21 protein-coding genes are annotated in these 20,914 nt (G+C 35.7%); 12 read left to right on the top strand and 9 right to left on the bottom strand.

The features are described 5' to 3' along the window. Positions 1–27 precede the first annotated feature (27 nt). From CCZ01_RS05840 to CCZ01_RS05790, 11 genes are all read left to right on the top strand, one after another. Positions 28–465 carry a flagellar export protein FliJ gene (locus CCZ01_RS05840; protein ID WP_112052293.1) on the top strand — a complete coding sequence of 146 codons (438 nt, stop codon included), beginning with the start codon at positions 28–30 and terminating at the stop codon, positions 463–465. Next, positions 462–1,109 (top strand): MotE family protein, encoded by a 648-nt coding sequence (locus tag CCZ01_RS05835; protein WP_112052292.1) that lies wholly within the window; start codon positions 462–464, stop codon positions 1,107–1,109. The genes CCZ01_RS05840 and CCZ01_RS05835 overlap by 4 nt, the downstream gene beginning before the upstream one ends. A gap of 3 nt (positions 1,110–1,112) precedes the next feature. Continuing rightward, complete coding sequence (locus tag CCZ01_RS05830) at positions 1,113–2,510, top strand: MBOAT family O-acyltransferase (RefSeq protein WP_112052291.1); 1,398 nt, start codon at positions 1,113–1,115, stop codon at positions 2,508–2,510. 1 nt (position 2,511) lies between these two features. After that, positions 2,512–3,528: an SGNH/GDSL hydrolase family protein gene (locus CCZ01_RS05825; RefSeq protein ID WP_181566334.1), complete on the top strand. Its 1,017-nt coding sequence runs from the start codon at positions 2,512–2,514 to the stop codon at positions 3,526–3,528. Continuing rightward, positions 3,512–4,717 carry a GDSL-type esterase/lipase family protein gene (locus CCZ01_RS05820; protein ID WP_112052289.1) on the top strand — a complete coding sequence of 402 codons (1,206 nt, stop codon included), beginning with the start codon at positions 3,512–3,514 and terminating at the stop codon, positions 4,715–4,717. The genes CCZ01_RS05825 and CCZ01_RS05820 overlap by 17 nt, the downstream gene beginning before the upstream one ends. A gap of 437 nt (positions 4,718–5,154) precedes the next feature. Next, the gene (locus CCZ01_RS05815) at positions 5,155–5,778 is read left to right on the top strand and encodes an HAD family hydrolase (protein WP_258436836.1); all 624 of its coding nucleotides are present in this window, start codon (positions 5,155–5,157) and stop codon (positions 5,776–5,778) included. Positions 5,779–5,882: 104 nt separating this feature from the next. Continuing rightward, on the top strand, positions 5,883–6,443 hold the full coding sequence (locus CCZ01_RS05810) for a pyruvate flavodoxin oxidoreductase subunit gamma (protein WP_112052287.1): 561 nt from the start codon (positions 5,883–5,885) through the stop codon (positions 6,441–6,443). 16 nt (positions 6,444–6,459) lie between these two features. Further along, a complete protein-coding gene (locus CCZ01_RS05805; protein ID WP_181566337.1) occupies positions 6,460–6,855 on the top strand; it encodes a 4Fe-4S dicluster domain-containing protein in 396 nt (131 codons plus the stop codon). Next, the gene (locus tag CCZ01_RS05800; RefSeq protein ID WP_112052285.1) at positions 6,855–8,078 is read left to right on the top strand and encodes a 2-oxoacid:ferredoxin oxidoreductase subunit alpha; all 1,224 of its coding nucleotides are present in this window, start codon (positions 6,855–6,857) and stop codon (positions 8,076–8,078) included. Before CCZ01_RS05805 ends, CCZ01_RS05800 begins: the two co-directional genes overlap by 1 nt. 9 nt (positions 8,079–8,087) lie before the next feature. Continuing rightward, positions 8,088–9,032, top strand: a complete 945-nt coding sequence (locus CCZ01_RS05795) for a thiamine pyrophosphate-dependent enzyme (protein ID WP_112052284.1) — start codon at positions 8,088–8,090, stop codon at positions 9,030–9,032. Between the two features lie 86 nt (positions 9,033–9,118). Then, entirely contained in the window at positions 9,119–10,708 is a 1,590-nt protein-coding gene (locus tag CCZ01_RS05790) for an ATP-binding cassette domain-containing protein (protein ID WP_112052283.1), read from the top strand. A 19-nt stretch (positions 10,709–10,727) separates the two neighbouring features. Here CCZ01_RS05790 and CCZ01_RS05785 read toward each other — a convergent pair whose 3' ends face one another. The 8 genes from CCZ01_RS05785 to flgH all read right to left on the bottom strand — a co-directional run bounded on the left by CCZ01_RS05785 (position 10,728) and on the right by flgH (position 20,146). After that, a complete protein-coding gene (locus CCZ01_RS05785) occupies positions 10,728–14,243 on the bottom strand; it encodes an acyl-[ACP]--phospholipid O-acyltransferase (protein ID WP_112052282.1) in 3,516 nt (1,171 codons plus the stop codon). Positions 14,244–14,330: 87 nt separating this feature from the next. After that, positions 14,331–15,782: a threonine synthase gene (gene thrC / locus CCZ01_RS05780; RefSeq protein WP_112052281.1), complete on the bottom strand. Its 1,452-nt coding sequence runs from the start codon at positions 15,780–15,782 to the stop codon at positions 14,331–14,333. A 59-nt stretch (positions 15,783–15,841) separates the two neighbouring features. Next, entirely contained in the window at positions 15,842–16,864 is a 1,023-nt protein-coding gene (gene pseI, locus CCZ01_RS05775; RefSeq protein WP_112052280.1) for a pseudaminic acid synthase, read from the bottom strand. Continuing rightward, on the bottom strand, positions 16,854–17,396 hold the full coding sequence (gene pseH, locus CCZ01_RS05770; protein WP_181566333.1) for a UDP-4-amino-4,6-dideoxy-N-acetyl-beta-L-altrosamine N-acetyltransferase: 543 nt from the start codon (positions 17,394–17,396) through the stop codon (positions 16,854–16,856). Before pseH ends, pseI begins: the two co-directional genes overlap by 11 nt. Positions 17,397–17,412: 16 nt before the next feature. Then, a complete protein-coding gene (locus tag CCZ01_RS05765) occupies positions 17,413–17,661 on the bottom strand; it encodes a hypothetical protein (RefSeq protein ID WP_112052278.1) in 249 nt (82 codons plus the stop codon). Between the two features lie 52 nt (positions 17,662–17,713). Continuing rightward, positions 17,714–18,637 carry a hypothetical protein gene (locus CCZ01_RS05760; RefSeq protein ID WP_146745220.1) on the bottom strand — a complete coding sequence of 308 codons (924 nt, stop codon included), beginning with the start codon at positions 18,635–18,637 and terminating at the stop codon, positions 17,714–17,716. Between the two features lie 4 nt (positions 18,638–18,641). After that, complete coding sequence (gene pseF / locus CCZ01_RS05755; protein WP_112052276.1) at positions 18,642–19,331, bottom strand: pseudaminic acid cytidylyltransferase; 690 nt, start codon at positions 19,329–19,331, stop codon at positions 18,642–18,644. 35 nt (positions 19,332–19,366) lie between these two features. Next, on the bottom strand, positions 19,367–20,146 hold the full coding sequence (gene flgH, locus CCZ01_RS05750; protein ID WP_258436828.1) for a flagellar basal body L-ring protein FlgH: 780 nt from the start codon (positions 20,144–20,146) through the stop codon (positions 19,367–19,369). Between the two features lie 105 nt (positions 20,147–20,251). Between flgH and CCZ01_RS05745 the strand changes: the two genes are divergently transcribed. Then, the gene (locus CCZ01_RS05745) at positions 20,252–20,698 is read left to right on the top strand and encodes a GatB/YqeY domain-containing protein (protein ID WP_112052275.1); all 447 of its coding nucleotides are present in this window, start codon (positions 20,252–20,254) and stop codon (positions 20,696–20,698) included. A gap of 117 nt (positions 20,699–20,815) precedes the next feature. Here CCZ01_RS05745 and CCZ01_RS05740 read toward each other — a convergent pair. Next, positions 20,816–20,914, bottom strand: a 99-nt coding sequence (locus CCZ01_RS05740; RefSeq protein ID WP_181566317.1) for a transposase, incomplete at its 5' end; no start/stop codon positions are given.

Here is a 20,914-nt window from a genome sequence, read left to right as displayed (position 1 = left end):
AATTCAGGGATTTAAAAGGAGTGATGTATGAAAACAAAATTTACTCCCCTTGTACGATTGCGTGAAAGTGCAATGAAAGAGGGTGAACGCAAGTTAATTGCAATTAATCAAAAGATTGCTGCAACGCAAAGTCATCTTGACAGCGTCCAGCAAGAATTTGTAATGATCAGTATGCCTAAGACGGGTGAAAGTTATCTTGAGCTTTTACAAGTGCAAAGTATTAAAGATGGATATTTAGCAGAAATTGATAGAATTGTTGAAACATTAGGGGCATTTAAGCTTGAAAAAAAAGTTGCACAAGAAGAATTGCGACTCCTGAATTTAGAGTTTGAAAAGGCGAGCCATCTTGATTCTTTAGAGAAGGCAAAGATTCTTGAAGCACGTAAACGCAAGGAAGCCCAAGAGCTTGATGAAATTTCTGTAATGTTATACAATACGCGCTTAGCAGAGGGAGGACAATCATGATACTTTTAAGAAAAATACATTTTGCAATTTTTTTTCTGTCTTGTCATTATGTTTTTGCGGCAAACGAAACACCGCAAGGCGTAGTGGATTGCACAATTATCTTTGAACAGAGAAAGGCAGAGATTTTAAAGGGAATCGAAAAAATTGATGAGCAACAACAAGCGTTGCAGGCATTACAATCAGCAACACAGGCTGTTTTAGACCAGAAGCAGCAGGCTTTGAATGAGCAGGAAAGGGAAGTGAATGCAACAATGGAGGCAACAAATCTTAAGGAGGAAAAAATTAAGAAACTCATTGCGGAAAATGAGGAAATTTTGAAAGCAATTAAAAAGGCTAAAGATAATAAAATTGCCGAAACTTATACAAATATGAAAGATTCAAAGGCTGCACCTATTCTTGAGGGACTTCCTAATTCACAGGCTGCAACAATTCTTTTTAATTTAGAACCAAAGGTGATGAGTAAAGTTTTAGCAAAAATGACACCGGCAAGGGCAGCAGAGTTAACGAGAATCTTGCAAAAAGGACCACCCTTTGTTGATGCGGTTGATTTAACAAAGACGCAGGAATCAGCAGCTACACAGACGTTTGCACCTAGTAATAATGTTCCGGGTGGTGGAAACGGTAGTGGTGGCGGGGCTATTTAATTTATGAATTTTTTTTCGCTTGAATTTAGTGTTCTGCTCCTTATTTTTTTGGGAGTTTATTGGTATTTCAAGCGAAATATATTTATTCAAAATTTTCTTATTCTATTTTTTAATTATTTTATTTTAATAGGTTTTTTCAATAAACCTTATTTTGCATTAATTATTTTTTTGTATTCAATTTTTATCTATTGTGCGGCTTTCTTTATTGCTGAACACAAAACGCGTTTTATGTTGTTATCTGTTATCTTTTTTGCTATTTTGAATCTTGCTTTTTTTAAGTATTTTCCAATGATTAAGAGTGAATTTGATGAATTTTTAGTATTTTTTGGATTTAGTATTGACATTGATTTTATTTTTCCTTTGGGTTTGAGTTTTTACACTTTTGCAAGTATTACCTATCTTGTTGAGGTTTATCGCGGTGGGCGACTTGCAACTTTTAAAGAAGTGGCGATATATCTTTCATTTTTTCCAACGATTGTGTCTGGTCCAATTATGCGTAGTGTGTTCTTTTTTAAACAATTACGCAAAAAGCGGATTTTTGAGCACGGAGATTTAATTTTTATTTTACTTTTATCGGCGATTGTAAAAAAAATTCTCATCGCTAATCATCTTGGAATTTGGACAAATCAGGTTTTTGAAAATCCTTCAGCGTATGATACTGCCTCCTTGATTCTCTCTGTTTTCTGTTATTCCTTGCAACTTTATTGTGATTTTAGTGGCTATGTGGATTTGGTGATAGCGTTTGGGTTGATGATGGGGTTTACTATTCCGTTAAATTTTAATAAACCTTATAGTGCGAGAAATATTCAAGAATTTTGGAATCGTTGGCATATCACACTTTCGCATTTTATTCGTGATTTTGTTTATATTCCTTTGGGTGGGAATCGAAATGGAGTGTTTGCAACATATTTTAATATTCTTATTGCTTTTATTTTATCTGGAATTTGGCATGTCAATACGCAAGATGGGACAATGGATAATAGTTTGAATTTTGTTGTTTGGGGTGCATTGCACGGGATAGGCGTGTGTGTGATTCATTTTTTTAAACATCAACAAATTAATATAGGGCTACCTTATCCTGTTGCAATGTTAATTACTTTTTGTTATGTTTCTTTTTGCTGGATATTCTTTTTTATGCCAAGCTTTGATAAGAGTATTGATTTTATCTTAGCCATGGTGGATTTTTCTTTACCCATGTCGACTTCTGCTTTGTGGGGGATATTTGGTATTTTTATCCTTGTTTTAGTTTATCCATTAACGAAGAATCTGCAAACCCATTTAGAGCATATTTTTTCTTTACTGCCCTTTATTTCAAAACCAATTATTCTTGTTTTGATTTTATTGATTGTTTTTGCAAGTATGCCTGATGGAATACCAAATTTTATTTATTCTAGGTTTTAAAATGAGTATTAAAAATTTCTTTTTTATTATTGTTAGCACTTTAATTCTTACGATTATCTTGATGAATCAGCCTCTTAAGCAATATCTAATGCAACAACATTATGATGAAAATTATCCTGCTTTAAGTTTTTTCTCTCTTCTTATTTTGCCCGATAACTCTTTTTTGAAAGTAGCTGATGGTCTCAAAAAGGAATTAACCTTTGAACGTTACACGCAAACGAAAAATACTCCAGAATATTTAGAAAAAAATCCCCAAAAAAATTTGCCAGAAACTAATTCCACTCTTGCAAATTTACCTCCCATAAAGATAGACCCGACCCCTGCCATTTTACCAACTCTTCCAAAGCCCAAAAAACTTGAATTCGCATTGCAAGAAAAAGATAAAGTGTTATTGATTGGGGATTCATTGATGCAAGGTGTGGGTATGACGCTTGTAAGTACTTTGCAAAAAAAAGGTGCGGAAGTGATTAATTTAAGTAAACAAAGTACAGGATTAACTTACAAAACTTATTTTAATTGGCAAAAAACATTACAAGAGGCATTAAATGAAAATTCAGACATTAAATATATTGTTGCTCTTTTTGGTGCAAATGACCCATGGGATATGATAGATCCAAATAATCGCTCTAAATTCATTAAATTCAAATCTGAAGAATGGGAAAAGCTTTACCGAGAACGTATTCAGGAGATTCTTAACCTTGCCAATACAAAGCATATACCTATTTTTTGGTACGAGGTACCTTATATGAAAAAGAAAAAATTGAATGATGGAGTTGTGTATTTAAATCAATTGTATGCTGATGAAGTTAAAAAGGGTGGCGGTATTTTTTTAAGAAGCAATGAAGTGCTTTCTGATTCAACTAGTTTTAGTCCTTATATAACAGATAAGGACAAAAAGATAAAAGTTCGCACAAATGATGGTATTCATTTTACAGCAGTAGGTTCACGTAAGCTTTCCCAACTTTTTATCCAAAAACTTTCGATAAAAGAGGAAAAAATAAATGAAAAAACAAAATAAAATTACTAAATTTTATTTTTTATTTTTTATATTATTTTTTACTTCATGCCATTTCACAGAGGAACAACAAACAAGAATCAGCACCTATGAAGAACCGCTAGATCGTATTTTATATCGTGGACAATTTCTTAAAAATAATAATGAGGCAGATTTATATAAAATTGCCAAGAAATTAATGGAGAGAAAGAATTTCAAGATTAGAGTTTTTGGAGATTCACATATGGCTGGAGATTTTTTCTCCGATGAATTGCGTTCCTTGATTTTTAAAGATGCCGATTCGCCCGGTTTTATTTATCCATTGCAACCTAAATATCAGCAAAATATGCTTGTCGATTACTCTTCAACGCATTTTAAAATTCTTAACTCTTTACGTTACAGAAAAGAAGATTATCCGCTCGGCGGTATTATCGCAAAAGCAGAGAAATCTCAAGCAAAGGTAGAACTAAAACTTAAGCAGGAATTAAAGCAAAAACAAGAAGTGATGATTGTTTTTCGTTCTCCAAATGCTTCCCCTGCCTTTATTGTACAAGATAAAAATTATGATGGTGGAATATTGCGTTCTGCCACCCCAAATTCTTGGAGTTTTGCAACCTATCATCTTGAATTCCCGATTAAAATTACTGCCATACAAAAAGAGGTTGCTTTGGGTGGCTATTTTATTACACAATCCCCAGAAGATAATATTATTGATACATTAGGAATCAATGGTGCAAGCTCTAATATATGGCAACATTGGAATCAGGATGTTTTTAAGCGTGAATTATACGAAATACAATACGACTTATTTATTATTGCTTATGGTGCAAATGATGTGATAGGAGAGCTTCCACACGAAAAAATGCTAAGCAATATTCGGCAACTTATTCGTACCTTGAAAGATGTGCAACCTAATGCAGCAATTTTGCTTATTACGCCTCCTAGTGTAACAAAAACAAGGACAAGAGGGAGATTTTATATTGTTGAAAATTTTTTTTCGGCACAAGTAGCTTATGAAGAATTTGCAAAAAAAGAAAATATTTTATTATTTAATACGCACGAATTTATGGAAAATAGCGGAGGAAAAGGAATGTGGATTGCAAAAAATCTTTCAAAGAAAGATTTACATCTTACACCGCTCGGTTACCGCTTTATCGCCCGCAAACTTTTTCAAGAAATTCAGGCAACAATCTTTACTCCCTCACACGAGTAGCCATTTTTGTGACTGTAATTCATATACTACTTTTTTGGGATTTTCAATGTAATGATCTCTTGAAATGTGATTGGCTTACAGAGAATATCAAAAGTTGGGAGTGGCTCAATAATAAATACGATAATTATACGAAGATATAATTTTACTGTAAAAAAGTATGAAATGGGGTATGGATTATGTGATAAAAAAGAAAGCTTAAGGGATTTGGTGGATTTACTTTACAAATAAAAACACACTCAAGTTTTTAAACTCTTTTGAAGTAGAATAGCAATAAAATAAAGTTTGAGAAGATAGAAACAAGGAAATGACGATGAAAAAAGAAATCAAAGAGGGGGGGGGCGGCACCCTATTTTTACTGGGGCTTTTTGTGCTAGGTATGGTATTAGTGTCTGTCGTTTATATCTATGCTGGAATCTGATATAGGCATTTTTTTTGATTTGGATGGGACATTAATTGACTCAGCAAATGCTATTTATGAGGGTTTTTGTGTTGCGTTTAGGAAACATGGACAAAGACTTCCACAACGGGAGAGGGTTGTTGCTCTGATTGGTGGGACATTGGAGGAGATGTTTTTAAAAAATGGTGTTTCTCAATCAGAGATAGGAAGTTATATTCAGTCTTACAAAATGCATTATAGGAAAATTTCTCTAGAACAGACTTCATTGCTTCCAACGGCATATGAGGCGATTATGGAAGCTTCAAAAATTGCACGTTTGGCGGTTGTAACAACGAAAGTTCATGCCTCTTCCGAAAGGTTATTGCAACGGTTTGGTGTTTTGCATTGCTTTAGTTGCGTTGTTGGGCGCGATGATACAAAAGAACCAAAACCAAGTAAAGAGCCAATATTAAAGGCGATTCAAGAGAGTGGTGGTCAATATAGGCGCATTTTTATGATTGGGGATACGCCTTATGATATTCTTGCTGCAAAAAATGCAAATATTGAATCCATTGCTGTGTTGAGTGGTTATTCTTCTTTGGAGGATTTACAAAAATTAACACCAAATATTACTCAAAATGCTTTATCTGCTGTCAAAAAAATTCAAGAATGGGTAAAAAAGTAGCTGATTCTATAGTTTATTTTGTTTAACTGATTAATTTCAAGGATATTTTAAGTTGTTCTTTTTTAGAATTTATTGTATGTGAAATCAATTTTGGAGAATCTAAAATGCTAGAAATCAGATGGCACAGTCGTGCAGGGCAAGGTGCGGTAACTGGTGCAAAAGGCTTAGCAGATGTTTTTGCCAAAACAGGTAAAGAAGTACAGGCTTTTGCATTCTATGGATCTGCAAAGAGGGGAGCTGCAATGACAGCTTATAATCGTGTTGATGATTCAGTCATATTAAATCATGAGAAATTTATGAATCCAGATTATGTTCTTGTGATTGATCCGGGTTTAGTTTTTATTACGGATATTTGTGCAAATGAAAAACCTAGCACAAAATATATCATCACAACACACTTATCCAAAGAGGAGCTTTTAAGTAAAAAACCGGAGCTTAAGGGTAAGGATGTCTACGTGCTTGATTGTATTAAAATTTCGCTAGATACAATCGGTAAGTCTGTTCCGAATGCTCCAATGTTGGGTGCCCTTATCAAGGTTTCTAAAGAATTGGAAATTGATTTTTTCTTAGAGGCGTTTAAGAAAGTATTAGGAAAAAAACTTCCTCAAGCCGTGATTGATGCAAATATGATAGCCATTAAACGTGCTTACGATGAGGTGAAATAAGGAGTTAAAGATGGAAATGAAAGGTTGGAATGAATTTGAAATAGGAACACTCCTATTTCCTTTTAGTGATGAAGGTAGTCAGAATGTCGAGAAGCATTCAGACAAGCGAGAATATCGTCAAGATAGTTCTTATACAGCGAGCGTTGCACATTGGCGCGTAGAAAAGCCTGTTTATAACAATGACCACTGTATTAACTGCTTTAATTGCTGGTTGTATTGTCCTGATTCAGCAATTTTAGCAAGAGATGATAAACTCAAAGGTGTTGATTATGTTCATTGTAAGGGCTGTGGTGTCTGTGTGGATGTTTGCCCAACAAATCCTAAGTCTTTGCTGATGTTTACAGACCATATTCAAGAACAGGATGCACTTGCACAATGGCCTGCGAAAGAAACTAAGAAAAAGGGGGCATAATGGCAACAAAGATGGAATTAAATCAAATAGAAGTTTGGGATGGGAATATGGCTGCAACCCATGCTATGCGTCAAGCACAAATTGATGTTGTTGCTGCATATCCAATTACACCTTCTACACCGATTGTACAGAATTATGCAAGCTTTTTGGCTGATGGCTATATTGATGGTGAATTTATTATGGTTGAGTCAGAACATGCTGCAATGAGTGGTTGTGTGGGTGCTGCTGCAGCAGGTGGACGTGTAGCAACTGCAACAAGTTCTCAGGGTTTTGCACTAATGGTTGAAGTACTTTATCAGGCGGCAGGTATGCGTTTGCCGATTGTGCTTAATGTTGTCAATCGTGCTTTAGCTTCTCCTTTAAATGTGAATGGTGACCATTCTGATATGTATTTAGGACGAGATGCTGGCTGGATTAATCTTTGTACCTACAGTCCACAAGAGGCCTATGATTTTAACTTGATGGCTTTTAAAATTGCTGAAGATATGGCAGTGCGTTTACCTGTAATGGTGCATCAAGATGGATTTATTTGTTCTCATACTGCACAAAGTGTTCATCCTTTGCAGGATGATGAAGCGTATCGATTTATCGGTGATTATCAAGCGAAAAATCCTATGTTAGATTTTAATCGCCCTGCTACCTACGGTTCGCAAACAGAGGAAGATTGGCATTTTGAGCATAAATCTAGACAACATCATGATACAATGAAGTCGTTTGGGGTTATTGAACGTGTATTTAAGGAGTTTGGTGATTTAACGGGACGCAAGTATAGCATCGTTGAAAAATATGATATGGATGATGCAGAAGTGGCTGTTGTTGCTTTAGGGACAACAGTTGAATCTGCACGTATTGCGGCAAAGGAGGCACGCAAACAAGGCATTAAGGCTGGTGTTGTTTCTTTGCGTGTGTTGCGTCCATTCCCTTATGATATTGTTGGTGAGGCTTTGAAAAATTGCAAGGCTGTTGCATTTTTGGATAGAAGTTTACCTGCAGGGGCAATGGGAATGCTTTATAATGAATGTGTCTCAGCGTTGTATCAGGTAGAGGGTGGTCGGAAGCCTATTGTTACAAACTATATCTATGGGCTTGGAGGGCGAGATTTGAAGCAATCTGATTTGGCAGAAATTTATGTAACACTTAATAACGATGCTAAAACAGGTAAGAAATCTGTTCCTACACAGCAATTTATTGGACTTCGTGGTCCAAAACTTGGATTTTTTTAAGGAGATCAAATGGCTGATATTAAAAATCTCAAACAATACTCAAGAGCAACAGAACGTTTTGAGGGGGCACATCTCCTTTGTCCGGGTTGTGCACATGGAATGATTGTACGCGAAGTGTTGAATGCAACAGAAGATCCCGTTTTTATTGCTGCCTCTACAGGTTGCTTGGAAGTAAGTACGGCAGTTTATCCTTATACTTCTTGGGATACCCCTTGGATTCATATCGGTTTTGAAAATAGTTCAACGGCAGTGGCTGGTGCAGAAGCAATGTATAAAGCATTGGAAAGAAAAGGTAGATTATATAGCGATAAGAAGCCTAAGTTTGTGGCGATTGGCGGTGATGGTGCAACTTATGATATTGGTTTTCAGTTTATTAGTGGTTGCTTTGAAAGAGGGCATAACTTTACTTATGTTTGTTTGGATAATGAAGTGTATGCGAATACAGGAGGGCAGCGAAGTGGTTCAACTCCAATTGGTGCAAGTACAACAACAACACCATCAGGACGCATAAGCTATGGAAAAAAAGATAAAAAGAAGGATATTTTAGCAATTATGGCGGCACATGGTGCTCCTTATGTTGCTCAGGTAGCACCTAATCAATGGAAGGATATGGCAAAGAAAATCAAGCGAGCAATGGAAGCTGAAGGACCTACTTTCATTAATGCGATGAGTGCTTGTACTACAGAGTGGAGATTCCCTTCAAATACAACTGTAGAGGTGAGCGATTTAGCTGTTGATTCTTTGGTTTTTCCTCTTTATGAGATTGTAAATGGTGTGGAATTAAATATTACATATCGTCCTAAGAAAATAGTTCCGGTACGTGATTATCTCGCAGTGCAAGGTAGATTTAAGCATCTCTTTAAAAAGGAAAATGAGCATATAATTGATGAGTGGCAAAAGGTTGTTGATGCTAGATGGGAATATCTCCAAAGACGCGAAGAGGCAAAAGTGTAAATACGCATTAAGTAGCATTCTAGGGCATTGAGGGCTTTAGCCCATTTAAGGCAGAGATTTGTAAGGGTAGGAATTTAGGAAGAAAGTTGGCTTTGTTAAGTATTCAGGATTTTCATGCACAAATCGGAGAGTTTAAACTTACCGACATTTCTTTGGCTTTGCAAGAGAAAGAAAGCCTTGCTATCGTTGGAGAGTCAGGGAGTGGAAAATCTTTACTTGCTTTGCATATTTTGCAACTTTTGAGGAGGTCGCCATATCAAAGGGGCATAATATCTATTTTAGATAAGAATGTGCTGCATTTGTGTGATAAAGAATTGCAGGCATTGCGTGGTCGTATCGTTGGCTATATTCCTCAAGAACCCTTGAGTGCCCTTAATCCTTTGCATACAATCAAAAAACAGATATTAGAGGCTTTGAATTTGCATTCAAAATATGTTGATTCAAAGCAAAAAAATCATCGTTATATGGAATTACTTGAAAAGGTTGGCTTAGAACAATTTAAGAACCATGATTATGTTTTTCCTTATGAATTGAGCGGTGGTGAACGACAGAGAGTTCTTATAGCTATTGCTTTAGCAAATTCTCCATGTCTTTTGATAGCCGATGAACCCACAACTGCACTTGATGTCCATCTGCAAAAGCAAATTTTAGACCTTATCAAAGAGTTAGGAGAGCAGGAGGGTTGTGCTCTCTTGTTGATTAGCCATAATTTACCTTTAGTAAGGCACTATTGTGAGCGAATTATCGTAATGAAGCAAGGTAGAATCCAAGAAAATATACTCACTAGTGATTTACAGGCCGCAAAAAGTCCCTACACAAAGGAATTGTTAAATTCTCACATTTCTCCTAAGCCCTTTGTTGAAAAAATGCAGTCATCTCCATTGATTCAAGTGAATCATTTAAAGATTGCTTATCCTTTAAAGTATAGTTTTTTTGGCAAAGTAGTCCTTGAAAAAATAGCCTTAAAGTCAATAGACTTCCAGCTTTTAGAATCCGAAAGTTTGGGAATTATTGGAGAATCAGGAAGTGGAAAGAGTTCTATAGCCTTAGCTTTAATGTCATTAATTCCTTCAGATGGTGAGATTATATTTTACTTGCAAAATATCTCTTACCCCATTCAAAGACTTCAAAAAAATTCCACCTTAAAGCAACAATACCGGCAGTTTATGCAAATTGTTTTTCAAGATCCTTTTGGTTCTTTGAGTCCGCGTTTGAGCGTGGAAAATATTCTTTCTGAAAGTTTAGAAATACACTTTGCACACGAAGAATTATCTCAAAGGCAGAGACGCATTCAGGAAGTTTTGGAGCAAGTGAAGTTAGACTTTCATCGTTATAAAAGTCGTTATCCAAATGAGCTTAGTGGTGGTGAGCGACAAAGAGTAGCATTGGCAAGGGCATTAATTTTACGTCCAAAAGTGCTAATTTTAGATGAGCCAACAAGTGCCCTTGATTATTCTGTACGCTTATCCATTGTTTCTTTATTGCAAGAGATTCAAAAGCAGAATAAAATGAGCTATATCTGTATTAGTCATGATTTAGAGGTTATTCGATCTTTGTGTGAAAAAGTTATCGTGTTGCAACACGGCGAGATGCTTGAGTACGGTAGTGTACAGCAGGTTTTTGCACGACCTCAACACACCTACACTCAACACCTGCTAAAGCTAGCATCCTCCTAAAAGCAGGTGTTTTGTTGAATCAAGCCAAATTTTTTGCTAACTCTTTTGCCCCTTTGAGGTCAACTTTTCCTGAGCCAAGCATTGGTATTTTTTCTACCCGAAAATAATGAGTGGGCTTAAGTAAGGGTGGAATATCTGCTGTTTTTATATGGTTAATTATTTGTTGAAAATTTTCTTCCTCTGCTTCAAGCAATAATGCGATACTTTCACCTTTTTTAGAGTCTTCCAATGCAACAGCAACAAATCGTAAGTTTTCTTCTAACGCGTTACCTTTAAAAAGTTTTGTAATCTCCTCTTCAATTCCACCAAGGCTAATCATTTCTCCACCAATTTTTGCAAACCGCGAGTAGCGGTCGACAATATACAAGAATCCATCATTGTCTAAATGTCCTTTATCGCCGGTTTTATACCATCTAATACCATCAAGTCGTATAATCACTTCATCACTTTTAGTCGCATCATTTAAGTAACCTACCATGACTTGATGTCCACCTACAATTACTAAACCATCTTCGCCTAAAGGCAATGTTTCCAGCGTATCAGGGTCGACGATTCTAATTGTTGTGCCAGGCAGGGGCATACCTACACTTCCTTCTTTGCTTGCAGTATGAAGTTGCCAGTTTTTTACATCAAATTTACTTGGTAAATTCACACTTACAACAGGTGTTGTTTCCGTTGCCCCATAACCTTCATAAATATTTTTATGGAACTTTAGTTCAAAGGCTTGTCGCACTTCAGGCTTGAGTTTCTCAGCTCCAGAGACAACAACCCGTAAAGATTCAAACATTAATTTGTTAAGTTTTTTGTTTCGTGCATAAAGTCCTAAAAATGTGGAAGTTCCGCATAGAATTGTTACATTATTTTTTGCAATGACTTTTGCAATTCCTAAGGCATCTGTGGGGTCAGCAAAGCTAACAGATGGAATGCCCTCAATCAATGGTAAAAATGTAGTTACGGTCAGACCAAATGCGTGAAAAGGAGGCAAAGAAGAGAGAATAACATCGTCATTTTGCACACATAAAACATCAGAAATTTGCGCAATATTACTCATAATATTTAGATGGTTGAGCATAATGCCTTTGGGTATCCCCTCACTACCGCTACTAAAGAGAATTGCCGCAACAGATTGATTGTTTCTTGCTTTGCTAAAGGCATTTTGCAATAGACTTGTTGGCATGAGAGTGCAAAGTGCCATCAGTGCAGCAATTTTACTTTTTTTCTCTTTGAATTCAGCTACAATATCTTCCATATAAATCATTTCAGTATCATCAAAAGCAATATGAATTCCCTTGTTTTCAAGTTTCTCAAGAAATGCGCGCGAAGTCAAAATTTGCTTAATTTTTGCTCCATTTACGGCGGCTAGAAGTGCCTTTTGTCCCGCTGTAAAATTCAAATTTACCACAACTTTGGAAGCAAGTAATAAGGAAAGGTTACAAAGCGTTGAGGCAAAGGAGGCAGGTAATAAAATACCTATACATTCAGAATCCGGTGCAAATTCACCTTCTTTAAAGTAGGTTTTTTTGTGCTTCCATTTGAGGGAAAGCAGAATGGAAAGTGCGAGCATTTTGCGGTAACTTAGCTCCCCTGCAAGTGGGTCAATCATTGCAATGGATGAAAGATGCTTTTTAGCACCACTAATCCATGCTCTCCCTATGGTTTCAAGGCTAACACATTGGGATTCCCATGCTTTAAAAGAAAGTTCAAAAACTTTTGCTTTTACTTCATCTTTATTTGCGTGTATGGGTAATGGTTCTCCAAAAGCAATGGCAATATTGCGTTTACTAAGTGTTCTGTTGCGACTTTGGAATTGTTCATTGCTACGCGAAAAACTACTTCCCCAGAGTCCACGAATGTAGAAGGGGAGAATAATAGCATCTGTCTCGCTGAGATTTCTGCAAGCTAATTCAAAACCGCTTTTAAATTCGTTTAAATGCCCATGTCGTGAGAGTGTTCCTTCTGGAAAAAGACACACAACTTCACCCTTTCTTAGATATTCCTCGATGCGTTCAATTGCATTTTTGCTATGACTACTTGAGACAGGAATAACACCAAAGCGGTCAAGAAAAATTTTAATATACCATTTTGCATAGATGCTGCGTTCAATCACAAAGAAAATTTTGCGAGGAATTGCCATTTGCACAATTGCCCAATCAATAAATGAAATATGATTTCCTAAAAGTAGAACACCCCCTCTTTCAGGAAGATTTTTAAAGCCTTCAACGATGAGACGATAACGTTGAAAAAAAGCAATAGTCGCTAAAAAACGGACAAGCAAAAAAGGCATAAGTCGAATCAGATAGAATGTTCCTAGACAAGATAAGATAGCAATAAAAATAAATAAATAAACAGGAGAAACATAATATCCTAACAATAATTCGCTGTTTGCAAAAAATAAAGCAATGGTAACAGAAAATAGCATTCCAATAGTTTGGATAAAATTATTTCCTGCTAGAATTTTTCCCAGCTCTCCTTCTTTTGCACGAAATTGTACGAGTGAATTAAGTGGAATAGAAAAAACTGCACCACTTATGCCAAAAATGAAAAATAAAACTGCATAGGGTAGCAAAGAGGAAAAGGCGGGAACAAGTAAGGTAATGAGGCAGATTCCAATCGCACCAAAAGGTATTAATCCGAGTTCCAAGTAATTTTTAGAGAATTTTGTAACAATCACAGAGCCAACAATTACACCAACTCCAGAACAAGCGATGACAAGTTGAACAAAGAATGTATTATCAATACCCAGACTCATTTTTGTGTAGTTTGGGAAAGAAATAATATAAAGTTGTGAAATTGCCCAAAATAAAGTAATTCCAAGAATAGAACGCCAAATAGTTTTATCATTTCTTAATATTTTTAAATTATTTTTAAGATATTTACCTTTTAGGTAGTCTTGGCGACTGAAACAGCTTTTCACGCCTGTATTCAGTGTAGGTAAGCGATAAGCTAATATTAATTCTAAAATAGCAAATGCAAGAAGAATCAAAGAGAGGGGTGCAACAGAGGTGATAACTTCTGTTGTATTGCTTGCAGTGGGTGAATAAAATGATTCAAATAAAAATGAGAAAAGCGTCATACCGACAAGCATAGCAATAATACTTACTGCTTGGATTGCTCCATTTCCTTCTGCTAAACGTTCATTTCCTACCAGTTCCTTAATGTAGCCAAATTTTGCTGGAGAATAAATTGCTGATTGGACAGCCATAAAAAATGTGAGGTAAAAAGCTACCCAAAAAAATCCACTATAGTAACAAATGGCGATGATAGAAGCAATTCCAACAGAAAACCACGCTGATACACGCATAACGATATTTTTAGAAAAATGATCGGCTAAAAAACCTGAAGGTGTAAAAAGTAAAACAAAAGGAACTAACATTAATGCATTAATGATGGCAGTATAGTACAGTTGTTCAGCTTCTTCAAAAAGCTTATAGACGCTATTTTGCATAATAATTTTATGCCCCAAATCAACAAAGGCATTGATGAAGGCAACACATAAGAAAGGCATCACTCCATAAATATTCAATAATCTTGTCATATGACTCCTATCAGATTAAGTACTAAAACTATATCTAAAAAACCCATTAACTTTCAAGATATGCGAATGGAGGTGATGTTAGAAAGGTTAGGTGTGAATCCATTGCAAGATTTTTTGAGCAATATCGTCTTTTTCGATAATATCAGTTTGTTCCTCTTTTTTTGTGAATAAGCTTTGAATATTTTGATGAATGGGTGTTTTTAAAGTTTCAGCAATAAAGCACAAAGATTCTTCATCGCTTAGGTTTTCTTTGCCTAGTGCAGCGGCAACAGTGGGTGCAAATTTTGTCCATTCTGCTGTTGAGAGAACGATTTTCACATGCGTACTGATTGATTTAAACTGATCATAAGCTTTGAATGCGGTTGCTGTATGCGGATCAAATAAGTAACCATTCTTAGCGTAATAGGAAATTAAACGTCTCCCCTCATCATCATTGCAATAACAAGCTTTAAAATACTCCTTTAATTTTTCCAGTTCATTAAGCGTGAGTGTATAAATACCATTGTTTTCGAGTGCTTCTAAGAGTTGTTTTGTGCGACTTGCACCATAAAGTGTGAATAAAATTCTCTCTACATTGGAGCTTTTTAAAATATCCATTGCTGGAGATTCACTCCTCTTTAAGTTTCTCCCTTTAATGTCATAAACCCCGCTTGTAATCCATTCTGTGAGGATATTGTTGACATTACTTGCAATAATAATTTTACCAATCGGAAAGCCCATAACTTTTGCATAAAAAGCCCCTAAGGCATTACCAAAATTGCCGCTTGGAACAATAATGTCCACACCTCTTTTATAGAATTTTAACGCACTATAGACGTGATAAACAATTTGGAATGCAATGCGTCCAAAATTAACAGAATTTGCAGCTGAAAGTAAGATGTTTTTTTTCTGCAATTCCTCTTTAAAATTTTGGTCATTTAGTAGGTTTTTTAATGCTGTTTGTGCATCATCAAAGTTGCCTTTAATGCCGATAACCTTGAGATTTTTTGCATTAGCAGTTGTCATCTGCAAACGTTGCACATCACTTGTTCCACCACTTGGGTATAAACAAACAACAGAGATATTTTTACGATTTGCAAAAGATTGCAAAGTTGCAGGTCCTGTATCACCACTTGTGGCTGCAAGAATTAAGTAATGTTCATTTCTTTTTTGTGCAATTTCTGAAAGTAGAAGTCCAAAAGGTTGTAGTGCTATATCTTTAAAAGCTCGCGTCGGTCCGTGGTAAAGCTCTTGCACATACAGACTATCATTAATTTTTACTAAAGGGACAGGGTCATCTGGATTATCAAAATGTTTATATAAGGAGAGAGAGTCATTGAGTATTTTTTCATCAATCTCAATTCCCAAGAGAGAAAAAATTTCTTTTGCAAGTTGCACATAAGAGAGAGAGGATAACCTCAAAATTGCTTCTGTTCCTAGCAGAGGAAGTGCCTGTGGAGCATAAAGCCCACCAAAACTTGCTGTTGGGTTCAAAATGGCCTCTTCAAAACTTAGACTTTTAGGGCTACTTAATCTTTCACCGCGTGTTTGTTTTAACATTCTGTCAACCTCATTCGTTTTATTCCACGCATTCTAACGAAAAATGTTTAAAATCTATATTATGAGTCCACCATTTCCCATTTTAAAGGTTCTCCACGTTGAATATCGCATTTTGAGCGTCGACCAAGAATCTTTGATAAATGTTTTGGTTCAAGTCCATATCCCGGACGAATAGAACGGATATTATCGGGAGTGAATAGTTCACCTGCTTGTATATCTTTGCATACAAATAAACTTCGTTTAAACATTCTTGATGATTCTAAGTTTTTTGTTATTTCATAATGACTTTCGCCGATGGAATCGCAAGCAATTTGAATTTGGTTTTTCATTTCTTGGAATTCTAGGGGTTCCATACTAAAGGCGCTGTCTGCACCCCCAAGTCCTCTGTCTAAAATAAAATGTTTTTCGATGAGATTTGCACCAAGAATGGAAGCCACTATAGCTGCAGTACTACCCATTGTGTGGTCACTCAAGCCAACTTTAACATTGAATCGTTGTTGTAAATCTGTGATTCTTGCAAGGTTTGCGTTTTGAATTGGTGTTGGGTATGATGAGGTACAGACAAGAATACTCACATCTCTGTTCCCTACACTATAGCAAGCTTGTAGGGCTTCTTCAATTTCTTCTAGAGTTGCAATTCCTGTGGAAAGAATTATCGGTTTTTGTGTTTGTGCTGCATATTGAATTAAGGGAATATCATTAATTTCAAAAGAAGCAATTTTGTAAATCGGGTTTTTCAATTCTTCTAAAAAATCTACCGCAGTTGTGTCAAATGGGGTAGAAAAGCATAAAAGTCCTAAAGAATGGGCATAACTAAAAAGTTCTGCATGCCACTCCCATGGAGTGTAAGCTTTTTGATAAAGACTATACAATGTTTCTCCATCCCAAAGAGTTCCATTTTTTATTTTAAAATACTCTTTATCAGAGTCAAGGGTGAGTGTATCAGCCGTGTAAGTTTGTAGCTTGATGCCATCAGCACCCGCCTCTTTTGCTGCTTTAATACTTTTTAAGGCTAATTCCAAATTTTGATTATGATTTGCTGAAAGTTCAGCAATAAGCAGTGGATAAGGTTTAGTTTTCATCAATTTTTCCCATCAAAACAATATTTTTAAATTGCCCATGAATAAGAGCAAAATCTCTTAGGCATCCCTCTTTAAGGAAGCCGTTTCGTTCATAGAATGCGATAGCTTTTTGATTTTCCTCTAAAACCTCCAAACGCAAACTATGCAAACCAATTTTTTGAAAAGCTAAAAATTCCAATGCAGACAAAAGCTGCTTGCCAACGCCTTGATGGTGCCATTGTGGAGAAACATAGATTCCTAAAAACGCGTAAGAATGAAAAATATTAATACGTGTTAAAGAAATAACACCTAAGCCCTCATTTTCCTTGAAGACAGCCCAATAACCCTTTTCTAAATTATTGTGTAAACCCTTAACAAATCGTTGGTGTTCTTCTTTGGAAGTGATGTGTTGCTGATACATAAATGCACGAACCTCTTGATGATTTCGCCAACTTCTCACCGCCTCACTTTCTTCTTCGCTTAAGGCGGTAAAATGTTTCAAAAAAAGATTCTCAACATTATAGTTCTGCTCCAGAATTAAATTTTGTTTCACAGAAATACCTATTGGATTACTTTAGAACAATCCGGCTTGTCTCTAAGATTGCTTCATTAAAACGTGAAAATCGAAGCCAAAAAGGCTGATTACTGGCTAAAGATTCACTCAATATAGAATCTAATCCACCGTGTGTTGTTGCTTTATCGGCTTGATTCTCTATGTTTTTGAGATTCTCCAAATGTTCTAACAATAATTCTTTACTCAAAGAATCACGACTCATTAAGTTACCTAGATTGCTTTCAATCTCTTTCGTGTTTACCATTTTTTTCTCCCAATTTCCTTAGCAAACCTTGCACTCAAGGTGTATCTATACACTAAGCAAATAGAGTTCCATTTTTTGGAATATCTTTAATGAAAGGGAGGGCATTCCAATAGTTTCTCATCATTGTTGTCCTCAAGTTTTGGCTTAATTCTTCTCTTAAACTCTTGCTTTGCATTCTTTCTATATTCTGCAATAAATTCTGTTCCCATATTAAATCATTTTTTTGGTTTACAAGACATTGTGAATCGCTTTCGAAAGGTATCATATAATTTGTTTCAGTCCATGCCCTAAAATTATAAATTTGATTTTCAACAAGACAAAAAATAATACTCGGAGTTCCACAAATTGCAAGTTCATTTAATGTTCCTCCTGCTGCTGAGATTGCTAAATCAGAATTTAAAAAAAGTTCTTTAATCTCTTGTGCATTTAGACCTTTTTGTGGGTTTAAATAATCAACTTGAATATGTGAAAAATGTTTATTGATTAAGGCTTTTATTTTTTGAGAATATTTTTCTCCTATTTTACCACCACCACCACTAATGATAATTTTTTGAATTTCATTGCGGAATATTTTTATAGGGGGAGTATTAAAAAGATAACGAAATTCTTTTCTTAGTAGGGCGTATTGAACGCCGATAAACAGCCGATGATTTTTAGATTCTTTATAGGGAAGCTTGAGTGCCCCTAGTGCTGGATTTAAAATTATTCCACGCGGGTATTGTAGTCGCATTGTATCGTCAAAATATAAAGATTCTGATACAGAATCTGCAACAAAACAATAAGATTCTAAAGGGAGGAGATAAGAGTCAATGACTACAATATCTGCAGATTGAATATTCCTTGAATGAGGAGAAGTGTTTAGTAAAATCTCAACACAAACTCCCTTTTCTTTTAAGATTTCTGCTAATGCCTCACAACGTCTCAAGTGTCCCATTCCGATGGATTCTGATGCTTCTGTAAAAATGACTGCATTCATTAGATTATTTATGTGTTGAATGCAGAAGATGATATTTTAATTCCGCTAATTCCCAATCTTGCGGGGTATCAATATCTTGGGTTTGTGATGAGGGTAGCAAGACACCATAGGAATGATCTCCAAATAAGGGTTGATTGCTTTTCCATGCTTCAACACTCCCCCAATAAAAACCCCCTGCGTCATGGTAGATTGTGTCTAAATCTTGAGAACGTGTATTAAGAAATTGGGGGTAAAGCATCTCTAATGCCCCGTTTTTTAAAGCTCGGAATCCCCGCCATATTGAATAGTCAAATTCTGTAATGCTGAGTGCAAATTTAAACCCATTATTAAGCATTTTGCGTCCTTGAATAACTGATTCTTTCTGAATGAGGACGGCAGTGGGATAGATACAGCAAAGACAATCATCAATCTTTAGTTGCAAGGCTTCAATAGCATGGGATATGACATCTCTTGTTGTCGCATAATCATCACTAATAGAATCAGGACGCTTGAAAGGGGCAATTGCTCCAGCTTGTTTTGCAATTTCTATAATCTCATCATCATCACTGCTAACAACAATCTGATGAAAAATATTCGCTGATTGTAGCATAGCAATGGGATAATGGATGATAGGTTTTCCTAGAAAATTTTTTATATTCTTTTTAGGAATTCTTTTACTTCCACCTCTTGCGGGAAGCAGGGCGATATTTTGCATTTTTAATCCTTAGAATCTAAAAAACTGATCATTAATTAAAATGGCCATAGTGCTGTGATGAGCTTTGTTCCCCAACCTCGTTCCATACTACGACGAATCTCGCCTTCTGTATCGTACATAATTTTTGCATCAGCAATATATTGTGAATTGATTGTATTATTTCTACCGATATCATAAGGGCGAATAACTCCGGTTAGGCGAATAATTTGTTTCTCTCCATTTACCATAATCTCACGTCCACCCTCAATGAAGTAATTACCATTTTCCATTACCTTAATGATTCTTGCCGAAATTGTTGTAACAAAGCTATCTTGACGATTTTGGTTTCCTGTTCCATTAAATGTGGAAGTGTTATTTCCAGATGTTACACCAAAGCTTGTCATATTGTTAAAGCTATTCACTAAACCACCAATTGAACCACTTGTTCCACCATAAGCAACGGATGGGCTAGAAAGTGTAAAGTTAGAATTGTCTGTAATAGCCTTGTTTCCTGTGCTAGATGCTGTAACATTCTCATTGATAACAACTGTAACCAAATCATTGAGTTTCATCGCTCTGCGGTCCGCAAAGATAGGATTATCACCCTGCCCAAAGAGACTTCCAGCATTTCCAAAATTCTCTTCAACTTCTCTTGCTGGAATTTCTTCAACATATTGTGGTGGCTTAAAGGACATATTAGGGTCAGCTGTTGCAAGACAACCACTCAAAGAAAATATCATTGCAAGACTAGAAGTAAGCAAAGCTGAATTAACCAACTTTTTTCTTAAAACTTTATGAGAGCCACCTTCCATCGGTGAAGCAAATTGAAAACTCATATTCTTTCCTTTGCACATTTTTCTATCCTTTTGTTATTGGAGTTTTGCTATAATTTTAAGCAAAGGCTATTCCATAATCAAAAACAACCTTTTTAAGGAGATGATATGAATCTAATTCAAGCAAAGATTCTTGAAGATATAAAAATTGCGGAACAAAATGAAAACTTTTTAAAATCTTATCTTTTAACGCTTGTAAATGAGGAAATTATGAAACTTGAAGCCCAAAAACAATCTGAATTAGATAACGATGATATTATAAATATTTTAAAAAATAATTACTATCAGAAAGAAGAATCTATAAAGCAATATAAAACTGCTGGTTTAGATGATTTATGCAAAAAAGAAGAAGAGGCAATGAGGATACTTCTCTCTTATATTCCTCATGAATTAAGCGATGAAGAGATTCAAGCTGCTATTCTGGAAGTTATTTTAGAGATTGGCAGTAGTTCAAAGGAGAATATGAATCAAATTATCAATATTGTTGCAAAACGTATTGGGAATATTGCTAGCCCAAAACGTATTGCGACATTGTTAGAATCTGTATTGCATTAACTTATAAAGAGGTTTAGATTTAATCTTTACACGCTATGTGGCTTTTAACCAATCTCTAGCAGAAATCCCAACTGCTTTAGCGGTTGGGCTGAATGCCAACGAGCATAAGCGAGTAACCTATCCTTGATTCTCTATATAAGCCTTGATTGTTTCAGGGTTTGCTTCGCCTATACTACAAGCAAAAAATCCATCAATCCAAAAAGTCTTTTCGTTCCA

The organism is Helicobacter monodelphidis (assembly GCF_003288845.1).
Lineage (GTDB): Bacteria > Campylobacterota > Campylobacteria > Campylobacterales > Helicobacteraceae > NHYN01.
The sequence above is the reverse complement of the archived record's forward strand: the minus strand, read 5'-3'. Positions and strand labels throughout refer to the sequence as shown.